Raw genomic sequence first — 13991 nt, forward strand, 5'->3', positions numbered from 1 at the left:
AACATTAATCTTGAGAAAGTTCTCGTATCTCTCGGAATCAATCAGGGCTGGTTTACACATATTTTGAGTGCTGGTATGGTAAAACAGCCGAAGCCAGCACTGGATGGATTTTATAAAATGGTTGAATTAAGCGGAATACCGGCCTACGAAATACTATATATCGGCAATCATATCGGAAAAGATGTGAGACCCGCGAAACAAGTGGGAATTAAAGCAGGTTTGATGTGGAAGAAGTCAGATGAAGCTGACTATTCATTCCAAAGTTTTGAAGAAATTTTAGATCTCTTTAAGAAACAGTAATAAATCAGAAAAAAGCTGAAAAGTTATTATAAAGAAGAGTCCATAAAATAATACATATGCCAACAGAACTCATTTCCACAAACCCTGCACGAGGATACGAAGAAATAGGACGCGTACCCATATCGACAGAAGACGATGTTCGCTACGCTGTTGCATCCGCTCGGAAAGCACTTCCTGCCTGGCGAGCGCTTACGCCGATAGAGCGAGGGGCGTATTTTCAGAAATTTCTTGAGCTCTATCGAAAACGCACTGACGAAATTGCACTACTGCAAACAAAGGAAATGGGTAAACCTATTACTCAGAGTCGCGCGGAGTGCAATAGTCGTGATGTAATGCTTGAGCTGAATATCGAGCGATCAGTAAAGGTCCTTGCGCCACAAGTATTGGATGACGAGAATGGCCGTGTAACGGAATTGCATTTTGAGCCCTACGGCGTTGCAGCGGCAATAGCTCCGTGGAACTATCCGACCTCGCAGTTTCTCATTGCAATTGGACAGCCGCTTTTGGCAGGAAATACGGTCGTGTTCAAACATTCTGAAGAAGTGCCGCTTACATCACAGCTCCTTGCAGAGCTTATGTGCGAAGCCGGATTTCCCGAAGGGGTATTTACCTGCCTCTATGGAGACGGAAAAGTAGGCGAGATGCTTTTTGACAGTGACATTGACCTTATTCTTTTTACCGGAAGTACTCGCGTGGGAAAGCTCGCCTATCAAAAGGCGGCCGAAAAGTTCATACCGGTAGTACTTGAAATGGGTGGGTCATCGCCGGGAATTATCTTTGACGATGTTGATCTTGATCGTGTTTGCTTGTCGGTATACCAAGAACGTTTTTCTAATGCCGGCCAAATCTGCTGTGCTTTGAAGCGCCTCATTGTCCATGAATCAATCATGGATAAAACGATAGAAAAATTAACAGGAATTATTTCCGAGCAAAAAGTCGGCGATCCCTTGGATGAGTCAACAACAGTCGGCCCATTGGTTGCAAAACGCCAACTCGAACTGCTTGAAAGCCAAGTGGAAGATGCGCGCACAAAAGGGGCGACTATTGTCATAGGCGGCACTCGTCCTGAAGGGCTTAATGGCGCCTACTATCTCCCGACGCTCATTACCAATGTGTCGCCGGATATGCGAATTGTTACGGAAGAAGTATTTGGCCCCTGCTTATCCGTACTTTCTTTCCGCACAGAGGATGAAGCGCTTGCGATCGCGCATGCAACTCCCTATGGTCTGAGTGCATTTGTGTATTCAGGCGATACTACTCGTGCAAACCGCGTGGCACACGCACTTGAGGTAGGACAGGTAAGTATCAACGGTTGTTCGTATTTTTCCACTAATGCTCCCTTTGGCGGGTACAAGCAATCCGGCATGGGCAGAACAAAGGGCGATCTCGGGTTTTACTTTGTCACACACCAAAAGGTAATTGCCAGCCCAGAATAAATATGCAAGACCACACTGCTCTTGTACTGCATGAGGGGAATAACATTCTCTTCATTCAGCGTGCCTCAACCAAGAATATACTTCCGAATCGATGGGCATTTCCTTCAGGTACTGTCGAGAGGGGCGAGGCGCCGGCTATGACCGTGGTGCGGGAAGCGCGGGAGGAATTGGGAATAGATGTGGCTATTGAAAAAGTATTCGCGGTTTTTGAGATTCACGAACAAGATGTGCTATTGCATTATTTTCTTTGCACGAGTGCGAAGACGAGAGCGATTATTCTTGACCCCAAAGAAATACAAGATATGAAATGGCGGACATTTCAAGAATTCTTCAATACCCACTCAGATGAACAGATCGGCCATGGGCTTCGATATCTAAGAAGGCATCCCGAAGTTTGGGAGGGGATGTAATGATAAAAATATATAAAAATATGTCAATTCACATAACGTATTTTGTCCATGGCACCACAACTGATAACCAACAGCATATTTCCTCCGGCTGGAAAGATGTTGAACTTTCTGAGCTCGGCGTGAAGCAGTCAATTGATTTGAAAGAGCAGATAAGAGACAAAAAATTTGATGTCATTTTCTGTTCTGATCTGAGGCGTGCCGTTGATTCCGCTAAACTTACTTTTGAAGGAGTTGCACCGATTATTCCTGATGAAAGATTGCGTGAGTGCAACTATGGAATGTTAAACGGCACTTCATCGGATATTGTTGAACCAATGCAGGAGGAAGAGTGTATTGAAAAACCATTTCCTGAAGGGGAGAGTTATGAAGATGTTAAAGCGCGAGTCACCGACTTTATTGATTTTCTTAAGAAAAATTATGACCGGAAGCACATAGGTATAGTAGCGCACAAAGCCCCGCAATTGTCGCTTGATGTTCTCCTAAAAAGAAAAACATGGAAAGAAGCATTGCACGATGATTGGCGGAAAACAAAAAGCTGGAAACCCGGATGGGAATACATTGTACAGCTATGATAAAATATATATTGAACTCTGGTGGGATTGGAAACTCTTCTGACGAAGGTAGGGCATTTTTTCATGAAGTGGTGAAAGATTTTGGCACATCTCCACGATTACTTATTTGTGCATTCGCTCAACCTCGTGAAGACTGGGAAGAAAAGTTTGCCGAAGATACTACTGCTATCCAACTTTTGTTCACTCAAGACGTCCATCCCATTCTTGAGCTTGCATTTCCGGATACATTTAAGGAACAGCTTCACCGATCTCATGCTGTCTATCTTCATGGAGGAGATGATCATCTCATTCAGTATTGGTTGAAAAAGTTTGATCTGTCGAAACTTTTTGAAAATAAAGTTGTCGCTACAAACTCAGCAAGTTCCCATGCCTTAGCAAAGTCATTTTGGACATGCGACTGGCGAAAATGCATGGATGGGCTTGGAATCCTCCCGATCAAATTTCTTGCGCACTACTTATCCGAATACGGCAAAGACGACCCACGCGGACCTATTGATTGGAAGACGGCATATGAAGAATTACGACAGTATGGCGACCAAGGCCTCCTAATCCATGCATTAGAAGAAGGACAATATATCGTTATAGAACAATAGAGAATGACCCCTTGACTTTTTCACTGTTTTTTGAGAGGATTATCGCGTGAATAAAACATGCGAACCTTTAAAAGTATACGTCATCAATACCGGGGGTACGCTTGGCATGACCGGCAGGCCTCTGCGTCCGGCGAAATCTGCCCATGAACTCCTTGAAGGACTCAATTTGCCAAAACGCGTTGAGACGTTTTTGGTCGATGTGCCGATCATGCTCGACTCCACCAATCTCATGCATCGCGACCGAGTAGCATTGGGATATCATATTAGAGACGTCTACTTTGACTATGACGCGTTCGTCATTTTTCATGGGACCGATTCTTTGGCAGAAACCTGTGCATTCCTAACGATGCTATTCCGCGGTTCGCTTCAGAAGCCAATTCTTGTTATCGGAGCACAAATGGGCAAGGACGAACCCGGCAGCGAGGTGCATTCCCAGATCGAGAGTACCATGAAAGTGGCAAAGACGTTTGCACGCAAGGGCATCGTTGGAGTATTCAATGTCTGTATTGACGATGTGTTGGATGGTTCGCGTGTGCGTAAGCGCAATGAGTCGGACAAGAACGCATTCTACACACCCGGGCGCCAGATTGTCGCAAAAGCATGGCCCCATGTGAGTATTATGGCGCCACTTCGTCGTTATGATGCCGTTGCGGAACTCAATGGTCTTCAGCTTTTTCCAGGCTTCGAACAGCATGTGTGCACCTTGGGAGTGTCGGCTGATGCACCACCCCATGTATTAATGGATTTGGTACGCGCCGGACGGCTCAAGGGAATCATTCTTGAGGGTAAGGGTGCAGGCAATATCCCAGATCGTGTCTGGAGCCCCCAAGAACTCAATGATACCGAAAGCTATTCATGGATTGATGCAATTGCAGCTGCAACGAGGGCAGGAATGCATGTCGGAATTATCTCACCCTTCGATGATGGCCGTGTCATTCTGACGCGCTACGAACTTGGCATGAAAGCTAAGGAGTCTGGCGCTCTGAGCTTGGAAAGTCTCACGCCTGCCATGGGTGATGTCAAATTTCGCATGGCGATTGCCGCCTATCCCAATCAGCCGGATGACATTCAGTCATTTCTTTCGACCAACTTTCTTCGTGAGCTACTCGAAAGCCAAGAAGATGATGACGAGGATGAGTAATTCAAGCACAAACCGCAATTTTTGCGGTTTTTTTTAATTTAAACACTAAATAGTGTCAGTCTTGACCATTTCATCAGAATGTGGCATGCTTGCCATTGAGTACATTGACATGAGTGATCAAAAAGTAGAGATGATTCCGTATGCTATCGCATCAGAAATGCAAGCGCGATATATCGGTGAAATCCGAGATTTAAGGGGAAATCTGCAGTACTCTGAACGGCGTAAAGACCAGCTCTACAACGAACTGCGTTTGGAAGGAAAAAAGGCCGGCGATAGTAAGTCGTGGCTAGGATTGAGTCTTTTGATTAACACAATACTTTGTTTCGGTATTGCCATTTTTGCCGGTAGTGTTGGACTCCCAATGATTGCACGCATTGGATTTGGTGTGATTTTCTCAGTCATGGGATGTATGGCTTTGAGCTGCATGCTCAAAAATATCGGTTCAAGGTAATAGTGCCATGACAGCTAAGACATCCCATAAAGACCTTTCGGAACTTCTTGAAGCTGATTTGCCGACTATCGTGGCTAACGCCGCCGCATCTGAAATTGATCATGATGAAAGACGACTTAATGTTCTTCTTGGATTTTTGCGGCACCGCGTTTTGAAGCTGATGCGTAGCAGAGAAGAATTCATACCGGAGTTGAAAGAATATGCGGCAACCCTGGACCGCATGAAAGAGGGCTCATTGCTTCCGAGTTATCCGTGGTTCATACAGTCTACAAACGAACTTCTTGAATTACTCATGGCATCAGAAGAATATGTCGATGTGCCGATGGCGATAAAGCGTCACCTGCCGTTGTCATGGAAAGTGTTGAGGCGACTTCATCAGATGAAAGGAACTTCCCTGATGAAAGATTACACATATATCCCCCATGAACCGAAAGAGTACAGAAAGTGTTTGTCAGCACTTATTGATGCCGGACTAGTCGCAGTCCATGATTACTCCTATCGACTTGATCGAACATTCGAGTTTGTTCGGTGTAATCCGTGCTATACCGTTGACTATGTTCGAGGAAAGGGTCACGTTCCGGTATGCCGCAATTGTGGGTGCGACATGAGGATATTCAAAGGAGAAGAGTTAGAGGATGCTTGCAATCTCACACTCCTTTTGCTCACCGAAAGCGGCGAGGAACTGATGCAAAAAGTCGAAGACGGAGAGTGTGTCTTCTAGACGTCCCCGTACTACCCACCGGTATTCCGGCGGGTCTTTTTATTTACATTATTTTTTAAAAGGATAAGATAGGGAGGTTAGGCTTATTCGCTAAACAAATCGTTTATGACCATACGCGGTATCGACTATATTTACTATGAGGTGTCTGACGTTGCAAAAAGCAAGGAATTTTATCGTGATGTACTTGGCATGAAGATTGGTAAGGAATCAGAGGGAGGAGAGTGGGTTGAGTTTGATCTTGGCAACCTAACGCTTGGGATTGGATCTTACAGCCAGGGAGGCGCTGGCGGCACAATGGCTGCCCTAGCTATTGAGGATGTGGGGGCTGCCTGTGAAGAGCTCAAAGCAAAGGGCGTCCCTATTACCATGGGCCCGGAAGAATTTCCCGTATGCAGTATGGCAGTTATCACTGATCCTGACGGAAACAAACTTATGCTTCACGCTCGCAAAGATGGAAGCGTTGGCTAGGAGCTATGGACATCAATGCATTTTCAGAACAACTCAAAGCATTCAACGCCGAGCTTGATTGGGATCAATTTCATAATCCCAAGGATTTGATATTGGCGCTCATGAGTGAAGTGGGGGAATTGGCTGAATGTTTTCGCTGGCTTTCCAACGAAGAGATCGCACATATTATCGCCGATCCTGAAAAAAAGAGAAAAATCGCCGAAGAGTTGGCAGATATCATGATGTATCTCACTGTCATTTCCTATAAAATGGATATAGATTTCTCACAAGCGATCGAAGAAAAATTTGAGAAAAACAAAAAACGCTTTACCCTTGAAACAAGCAAGGGAGTCCATACGAATCCACTAGAAGGATATAAGGCAAAGGTGCAAGAGAATCAATGATGAACGTATGAACACATTAAGAAATACTACACTTGTTTTTTTGGTAAAGAAAACGGAAAGCGTGATTAGTGATATATGTTTGGCAATGAAGAAGCGGGGATTTGGCATGAATAGATGGAATGGGGTCGGCGGAAAAGTGAACAGCCAAGAAACAATAGAAGAGGCGGCGCGAAGAGAGGCGCAAGAAGAAATAGGTGTTATCATAAAGGATTTGAATAAAGTTGCCGAACTGGCATTCTACTTTCCCCATAATTCAGCATGGGATCAAATGGTGCATGTGTATTTTACGGTAAACTGGGATGGTGATCCGAAAGAAAGCGAGGAAATGAATCCAAAATGGTTTTCGCCAAAAGAACTTCCTTTCCAAGAAATGTGGCCCGACGATATTTTTTGGCTACCCCAGGCACTAAGCGGCAAACTGCAAAAAGCCCAATTTACGTTTGGTCAAAACGATGTTATCAAAGCCCAAGAGATAACTATTGTTGATACGTTATAACTATGGTATCGCCACATCTCATACGTAAGGTATTCAGTGCAAGCTATATTCAGCGCTGGAATGATAAGCTGCGCCCCATTGATTTTGTCGAGCTCGACAAACATGCCCTCAAAATGATTATCGCCTATATCATAGGATCGTTTGAGCAGGGCAAAGAAGGATTTTCATGGAAAGAAATTATCGAAGGGTGTTTTTTTGAATTGCTGCAAAAAATCGTGCTGACGGATATTAAGTCGCCGGTATTTTATATGATTAAGGAACACAAAGAGAAATATCGACAGCTCAATGAATTTGTGTACAACGAAATAGAGCCCACGATTGCTCCTCTGGGACCGGAGCTCTGCGATCGTTTCAGGGTATTTTTTGAACAAACGGATAATACCATTAACAAGCGCATCCTCACGGCTTCAAGTACGTATGCATCGCTGTGGGAGTTCGCCATCATCCGTCACAGCGATCCCCATGGATATGACAATGCAGAGATCGAAAACACCATCATGCGAAAACTTCAAACATACGATGATTTGGCAGGGATGCAGCAGTTGACGACTCATCATGACTACCAGCATTTTATCGATCGGTGCGGCGAATTGCGCTACCAGATACGATGGGCGGGTGCGCACCGTATTCCGCATACGTCGGTCCTCAACCATTCGCTTTTTGTTGCTCTGTTTGCCTATCTGTTTTCTCTTGAAGTTGGGAGCTGTCCAAAGCGCTGCTATAATAATTTTTTTACCGGACTTTTCCATGATTTGCCGGAGGTGCTCACGCGGGACATTATTTCGCCGATCAAGCGATCGGTCGAAGGGCTCAAGGACATTCTCGGAGATTATGAAAAACAGCAAATGGAAAAAATAATTTTTCCGCTTTTGCCCGCACACTGTGTGGAAGAAATGCATATGTTTACTGAACGAGAGAAAGAAGGAGTCATTACGCTCAATGGGTCCTATCAGTGGGTTTGTCCGGATGAGATCAATGCGCAGTATAATGAGGATCATTTTAATCCTCGTGATGGAGCCTTTATTAAGCTTGCCGATGAGCTTGCAGCATATGTGGAAAGTTCAGAAGCCCTTCGTAATGGCTGCACAAATGAACGGTTCACCAATGCCATGCAGAAGGTAAAGGAATACTACGATGCTGCCGGTGTGGTTGGGGGAATCAATACCAAAGAGCTATTCAAAGATTTATGATCATGGGGTACTTGCTTCGCCTGCCGGGTTGCGCTATAGTAGGGGCATTATTTCTAACATTCTCTTATGGCACAGGTAATAATATATAGCACACCGACATGTGGCTATTGCCGGATGGCAAAGACCTACTTTCAAGAACATAAGGTCGAATACGTCGAGAAAGATGTTTCTATTGATATGGAGGCACGGGAAAAAATGGTTGCAGATTCCGGACAGATGGGCGTTCCGGTAATCGATATCGATGGTACAATCGTGGTGGGTTTCGATAAGGGGCGTCTTGCGACATTGCTTGGAATACAATCATAATCCATAAAAAGCATATATGAACGATACACAAACATGTTCTTCGGGGCAGTGCGATTCTTCAGATGAGAAAACATGCTGCGGCGCCGGATGTTCGTCTGGCACGGCTTGCTGTGATGGTGGAAAATGTGAAGAAGGGACATGCCCCTGTGGTACAAGCGGGCAAGAAGAATCAAGTTGCAAGCCACATGAGCATGAAATGCCAATAAAAACAGAGTAAGTATGGCATATGATCTTGCGATTATCGGTACAGGTGCGGCGGGGCTTGCCGCTGCGCTCTACGCAGGGCGTTATAAAATGAAGACAATTGTGTTTGGCAGCGACTTTGGCGGGTATACCAGTATAGCCGGGTGTATAGAAAATTATCCGGGAGTCCCTAATATCGACGGGTTTGACCTTATGGTCAACATGAAGAGCCAGGCCGTTGCGGTTGGTGCTGAGGTGATTGATGAAAAGATCGAAACAGTTACGCAACAAGAAGGGGGTTTTCATCTTACAACAGCACAAGGAAAGACGTATGACGTCAAAACCCTTATCATTGCAACAGGCACAGAACATAAACACCTGGGACTACCCAACGAGCATGAACTCACATCGAAAGGCGTGCATTATTGTGCCGTGTGCGATGCTCCGATGTATCGGGATAAAACCATAGCAGTTGTAGGAGGGGGAGATGCGGCGGTGAAGGGGGTCCTTTTGGCTGCTGAATACGCAAAAAAGGTCTATGTGCTTGTTCGAGGAACAGCTCTCAGGGCTGAGCCGATCAATGCCGAGCAGCTTAAGGCTTTTGGGGATACAATCGAGGTGTTATTTGAAACAGAGGTCAAAGAAATCGTGGGTCCACAGAAATTTGAGAAAATAGTCCTCTCAAAACCCTATCTGGGCTCAAACGAACTCCAACTCGACGGCCTATTTATTGAAATAGGAGCTCTTCCCCGTGTTGAATTAGCCAAACAGCTTGGTGTTGAGCTTGATAGTGCCGGATATATTAAAGCGCACCCTCTGATGCATACATCCGTTCCCGGAGTGTATAGCGCAGGTGATGTTACGAATATTTTTAATGGTTTTAAACAGGATATTACTGCTGCCGCCATGGGCGCAGTCGCAGCAACTTCTGCGTTCCAGTATTTCAAGGCAACATATCCACAGACAGTAGAAAAAGGTAAATGATTTTTTGTTGAATTACCTTATAGTAGAAAGGAAAAATTGGTGTAATGAGTAAAAGTTTACGCACACAATAAAGAATGGTAAGATGATACTGCTTTGAACGACATTTGCTGCCCAGTAAGGAGAGGATGAGACTTGAAAAAGGAGGAACAAAACGGACATTTTTCGCCTGTCCGTTTTGTTATCCCATAAGCCCTTTATATTCGTCATAAATTATTATTTCTATGAAGCTCGATACGATCAAAAAGCGGAATGGTGCCGTAGTGGCATTCGATCCGCTTCGCATCTCATCAGCGGTGCGCAAGGCATTTGAAGCTCAGAAGGTGGTCGTCGAAGAGTCGTTTTTTATCAGTCTCAGCGAAGAAGTCGTTGATACGTTGCACAATCGATTCCGCGACGAGCGCATTCCGGGCGTCGAAGATGTCCAAGATATCGTAGAACGGTCTATCATGAAGAATGGATATTTCGATGTAGCAAAGACGTACATGATTTACCGGTACGAACATGCGAAGATTCGCCAGAAAAAGAAAGAAGAAGCTTTAGAAAAAATTGAAGAGGGTACACTTTCTATTACACGGTCAGATGGTAGCAAGGAATCCTTTGATCTTGAAAGAATACGCAAGACTATCCTGCGCCATACAAAAGGATACGAAAAAGACATCAGTGTCCAGACACTTATCAAACAATGCCAGAGTGAGGTGTACGACGGTATTACGACTGAAGATGTCACTCGCGCGCTCATCATGACAGTGCGTTCTTTTATCGAACGGGATCCGGCATATTCGAAAGTAGCCGCTCGGCTTTTGCGCGATAAAATTTATCGGGAAGTGTTTGGAGAAGATGTTGATGCAACCAATCTTCGACAGGCGCATGCGAACCTTCTTGTAAAAAATATCAAGAATGCGGTTGAAGCGGAACTACTCGACCCCAAAATGCTTACGTTTGATTTTGAAAAGCTCACATCGGTATTTGTCCCTGAAAATGATGATTTGTTCGAATACATGGGTCTCGAGATTCTTTCTTCGCGCTACTTAATGGAAGATCCAAAGACGCGAAAACCAATCGAAACACCCCAGATGTTTTGGATGCGCATAGCAATGGGAACGGCAATAGGGGAAGAGAAGGAGAATCGTGATCGCTACGCATGCGAGTTTTATGAGGTGCTATCAAATTTTTATTATACTCCCGGCGGTAGGACGCTTTTCTCCGCAGGCGCGAGGAAGGCTCAACTTTCAAATTGTTTTCTTAATACCGTTCCCGATTCGCTCGATGGTATCTTTAAGACATTCTCGGATAACGCGCAATACTTGAAATGGTCGGGTGGTACCGGAACAGACTGGACGCCTGTACGCGCTACGGGTGCGGATATCAAGGGAACAGGCGTCAATAGCCAGGGAGTGATCCCATTTCTGAAAATTGCAAATGATGTGAATGTCTCCATTAATAGAAGCGGCAAACGCCGCGGTGCCGGATGCATATATCTTGAAACATGGCATTTGGATATTGAAGATTTCTTAGAACTTCGGAAAAATACCGGCGACGAACGGCGGCGCACCCATGATATCAATACGGCAAATTGGATACCCGATCTTTTTATGAAGCGCGTACACGAGAATGGACAGTGGACGCTTTTCAGCCCCGAAGAAGTGCCAGACCTCCATGATCTCTACGGCAAAAAGTTTGAAGATCGGTATGAAGAATACGAAAAAATGGCGCGTTCGGGTACAATAAAACTTTTCAAGCGAGTTCATGCGCTGGATCTTTGGAAGAAAATGCTTGCAATGCTGTTCGAAACGGGGCATCCATGGATTACGTGGAAAGATCCATGTAATGTGCGCTCACCCCAGGATCATTCCGGTGTTGTACATTGCTCGAACCTTTGCACGGAAATCACTCTCAACACAGCTCCAAACGAAACTGCAGTATGCAATCTTGGTTCGCTCAATTTCGCGCGGTTCGTGAGGGGTGGCGCATTCGACATAGAGCTGGTTGGTCGAGTGATACGAATAGCAATGCGCATGCTGGATAATATTATTGACATTAATTTTTACGCCACCGAAGACTCGCGCCGCAGTAATATGCGACATCGTCCAGTTGGATTGGGTGTTCGCGGTTATCATGATGCGCTGTATCAGCTCGGTATAGATTTCGATTCAGAGCGCGCGGTTGAATTTGCCGATCAGTCCATGGAGATAGTTGCGTATCATGCCATTCTCTCATCATCGGAACTTGCTCAAGAGCGAGGCGTATATCCTACGTATAAGGGTTCAAAATGGGATAGAAATATCCTGCCACAGGATACCGTCGACCTTCTTGCCAAAGAGCGCGGAGAGGAAATTTTGGTGAAGCGAGGAGGAAAGCTCGATTGGACACCGGTACGCGAATCGATACAGAGATACGGCATGCGCAATTCCAATACCATGGCGATCGCTCCAACTGCAAGCACTGCCAATTTGGTGGGTTGCATTCCCTGTGTCGAACCGATCTATAAAAATATTTACGTAAAATCAAATAAAGAAGGCGACTTCCCTATCCTGAACAAATACTTAGTCGAAGCTCTCAAAAAAGCGGGATTGTGGAATGCGGATATGCTGAATAAGATTAAATATTATGACGGCAGCATTCAGGCAATTTCGGAAATTCCCCCGGAAATAAAAACGAGATTTAAAGAAGTGTTTGAAATCGACCAGCGATGGCTTATTGAAGCAGCTGCCAGGCGTGCAAAATGGATTGACCAATCACAATCACTCAATATCTTTTTTCGCGGTACGTCCGGTAAAGACCTTTCCGATGTATATTTCCTGGCATGGAGAATGGGGCTTAAGACGACCTATTACTTGCGTACACTCGGTGCTTCACAGGTAGAGAAATCAACAGTGAGTACAGAAGAATTTGGCTCAACGCACAATCGCCAGCAATTCAATATGGCTCAAGATGCACACATGCCATTAGCGGAGACAAGCGCGGCGCAGCCGAGCGCTGAACAGCTTGCACGAGTCATGGCTGGAGAAGAAGTGGGAATTTGTGAGTCGTGCCAAGGATAACTAAAGACAGTACACTATTTCATACTATGCCTATTATCAAAGGAGCGAATCCTGTAGATATCAATAAACGCCGTGTTATCAATGGAGGAGATGCCGATGTTATGCAGCTCTACCCAATGCGCCACAGCTTTGCATGGGAGGCGTACAATATTGGCAATGCCAATCACTGGCTACCCACAGAGATTTCCATGCAGAAAGACATCGAGCAATGGAAGCACCCCACGTTATTAACCGACGATGAGCGTAAAGCATTCGAGACGGTGCTCGGGTTTTTTACCACAGCTGATTCAATCGCCGCAAACAATGTAGTACTTGCTCTCTATAAGCATGTAACATCTCCGGAGGTGCGTATGTATCTTCTGCGGCAAGGCTACGAAGAAGCAAATCACACTCATTCCTATCAATATATCGTTGAATCGCTGGGCATGGATGAATCGAAAATTTTCAATATGTATCGCGAAATTGACGCGATCTATAGTAAAGACAATCTTATTCTGGCGCTCAACGATGGGATTTTTGATCCTGCATTTAAAACAGGAACATTTGAGAATGACCAAAAGTTTCTGGAAAATTGGATTGCATTTGCGCTTATTATGGAAGGTATTTTTTTCTATAGTTCATTTGCAGTCATGTTTGGTTTTCAGCGACAGAATAAACTTACCGGTTCGGCAGAGCAGATACAGTACATTATGCGTGATGAGTCTCAGCATCTCAACTTTGGGATCAATATCATCAATGCTATCAAAGAAGAACAGCCGGAACTGTGGACAAAAGAATTTCAAGACCATATTGTTGATTTGGTTCGCCGCGCTGTAGTGCTTGAGTATACATTTGCCACTGAAGTCTTCCCGAAAGGAATATTCGGAATGAATGCCGAAGGATTTAAGCAGTACATCGAGCATATCGCAGATCGTCGTCTTGAGCGCATTGGCTTGCCGGCACAGTATAATGTAGACAATCCGTTTCCCTGGATGTCTGAAGCGATTGACTTGTCAAAAGAAAAGAATTTTTTTGAAACGCGCGTTACGGAATACAAAGTTGGCGGACAGCTTGAGTGGTAAATGGCAAGATGATGGATTGGTAGGGTAATGCGAATCATTTTGCTATACTGGTATATGGGGTTCATCAACCCCGTAGTTTAGTATTATCCCTAAATAAAAGATATCTATGAATATCTCTCGCTGGATACTGGCAGGCGCAAAAATAGCGTGCGCCATTACACTCCTTGTTGTAAGTACGCAGAGTGCTTATGCAGAACAAAAAGAAGTCGAACTCGATCCTTCCGCTACCATTGAAGCAGTTTCGTTCATTGATGA

The 13991-nt window shown here is 44.9% G+C and carries 17 protein-coding genes; all 17 read left to right on the top strand.

Features of this window, described 5'->3' with window-relative positions:
- On the top strand, nt 1-300 hold a 300-nt coding region (locus AAB400_04700), incomplete at its 5' end, for an HAD hydrolase-like protein (GenBank protein ID MEK7649177.1).
- A gap of 56 nt (nt 301-356) precedes the next feature.
- Nucleotides 357-1736, top strand: coding sequence for an aldehyde dehydrogenase family protein (locus AAB400_04705; protein MEK7649178.1), 1380 nt, complete (start codon nt 357-359; stop codon nt 1734-1736).
- 2 nt (nt 1737-1738) lie between these two features.
- Entirely contained in the window at nt 1739-2146 is a 408-nt protein-coding gene (locus tag AAB400_04710; GenBank protein MEK7649179.1) for an NUDIX hydrolase, read from the top strand.
- Between the two features lie 20 nt (nt 2147-2166).
- Nucleotides 2167-2718, top strand: a complete 552-nt coding sequence (locus tag AAB400_04715) for a histidine phosphatase family protein (GenBank protein ID MEK7649180.1) — start codon at nt 2167-2169, stop codon at nt 2716-2718.
- Nucleotides 2715-3311 (top strand): hypothetical protein, encoded by a 597-nt coding sequence (locus AAB400_04720; protein ID MEK7649181.1) that lies wholly within the window; start codon nt 2715-2717, stop codon nt 3309-3311. The genes AAB400_04715 and AAB400_04720 overlap by 4 nt, the downstream gene beginning before the upstream one ends.
- 46 nt (nt 3312-3357) lie before the next feature.
- The gene (locus AAB400_04725) at nt 3358-4452 is read left to right on the top strand and encodes an asparaginase domain-containing protein (GenBank protein MEK7649182.1); all 1095 of its coding nucleotides are present in this window, start codon (nt 3358-3360) and stop codon (nt 4450-4452) included.
- A gap of 109 nt (nt 4453-4561) precedes the next feature.
- Nucleotides 4562-4903 carry a hypothetical protein gene (locus AAB400_04730; GenBank protein ID MEK7649183.1) on the top strand — a complete coding sequence of 114 codons (342 nt, stop codon included), beginning with the start codon at nt 4562-4564 and terminating at the stop codon, nt 4901-4903.
- A 7-nt stretch (nt 4904-4910) separates the two neighbouring features.
- Nucleotides 4911-5624: a hypothetical protein gene (locus tag AAB400_04735; protein ID MEK7649184.1), complete on the top strand. Its 714-nt coding sequence runs from the start codon at nt 4911-4913 to the stop codon at nt 5622-5624.
- Nucleotides 5625-5729: 105 nt separating this feature from the next.
- On the top strand, nt 5730-6092 hold the full coding sequence (locus AAB400_04740; GenBank protein MEK7649185.1) for a VOC family protein: 363 nt from the start codon (nt 5730-5732) through the stop codon (nt 6090-6092).
- Between the two features lie 5 nt (nt 6093-6097).
- A complete protein-coding gene (locus AAB400_04745) occupies nt 6098-6475 on the top strand; it encodes a nucleotide pyrophosphohydrolase (protein ID MEK7649186.1) in 378 nt (125 codons plus the stop codon).
- A gap of 7 nt (nt 6476-6482) precedes the next feature.
- Nucleotides 6483-6971, top strand: coding sequence for an 8-oxo-dGTP diphosphatase (locus tag AAB400_04750; protein ID MEK7649187.1), 489 nt, complete (start codon nt 6483-6485; stop codon nt 6969-6971).
- A gap of 2 nt (nt 6972-6973) precedes the next feature.
- Nucleotides 6974-8161: a YfbR-like 5'-deoxynucleotidase gene (locus AAB400_04755; GenBank protein ID MEK7649188.1), complete on the top strand. Its 1188-nt coding sequence runs from the start codon at nt 6974-6976 to the stop codon at nt 8159-8161.
- A 66-nt stretch (nt 8162-8227) separates the two neighbouring features.
- Complete coding sequence (locus AAB400_04760) at nt 8228-8467, top strand: glutaredoxin domain-containing protein (GenBank protein MEK7649189.1); 240 nt, start codon at nt 8228-8230, stop codon at nt 8465-8467.
- A 16-nt stretch (nt 8468-8483) separates the two neighbouring features.
- Entirely contained in the window at nt 8484-8684 is a 201-nt protein-coding gene (locus tag AAB400_04765) for a hypothetical protein (GenBank protein MEK7649190.1), read from the top strand.
- Nucleotides 8685-8686: 2 nt separating this feature from the next.
- A complete protein-coding gene (locus AAB400_04770) occupies nt 8687-9634 on the top strand; it encodes an FAD-dependent oxidoreductase (GenBank protein ID MEK7649191.1) in 948 nt (315 codons plus the stop codon).
- A gap of 221 nt (nt 9635-9855) precedes the next feature.
- Complete coding sequence (locus AAB400_04775; protein MEK7649192.1) at nt 9856-12675, top strand: ribonucleoside-diphosphate reductase subunit alpha; 2820 nt, start codon at nt 9856-9858, stop codon at nt 12673-12675.
- 26 nt (nt 12676-12701) lie between these two features.
- The gene (locus AAB400_04780) at nt 12702-13736 is read left to right on the top strand and encodes a ribonucleotide-diphosphate reductase subunit beta (GenBank protein MEK7649193.1); all 1035 of its coding nucleotides are present in this window, start codon (nt 12702-12704) and stop codon (nt 13734-13736) included.
- The last annotated feature ends 255 nt before the right edge of the window (nt 13737-13991 follow it).

The organism is Patescibacteria group bacterium, from assembly GCA_038065255.1.
In the GTDB taxonomy this organism is placed as follows: Bacteria; Patescibacteriota; Patescibacteriia; order JACQRZ01; family JACQRZ01; genus JBBTRI01.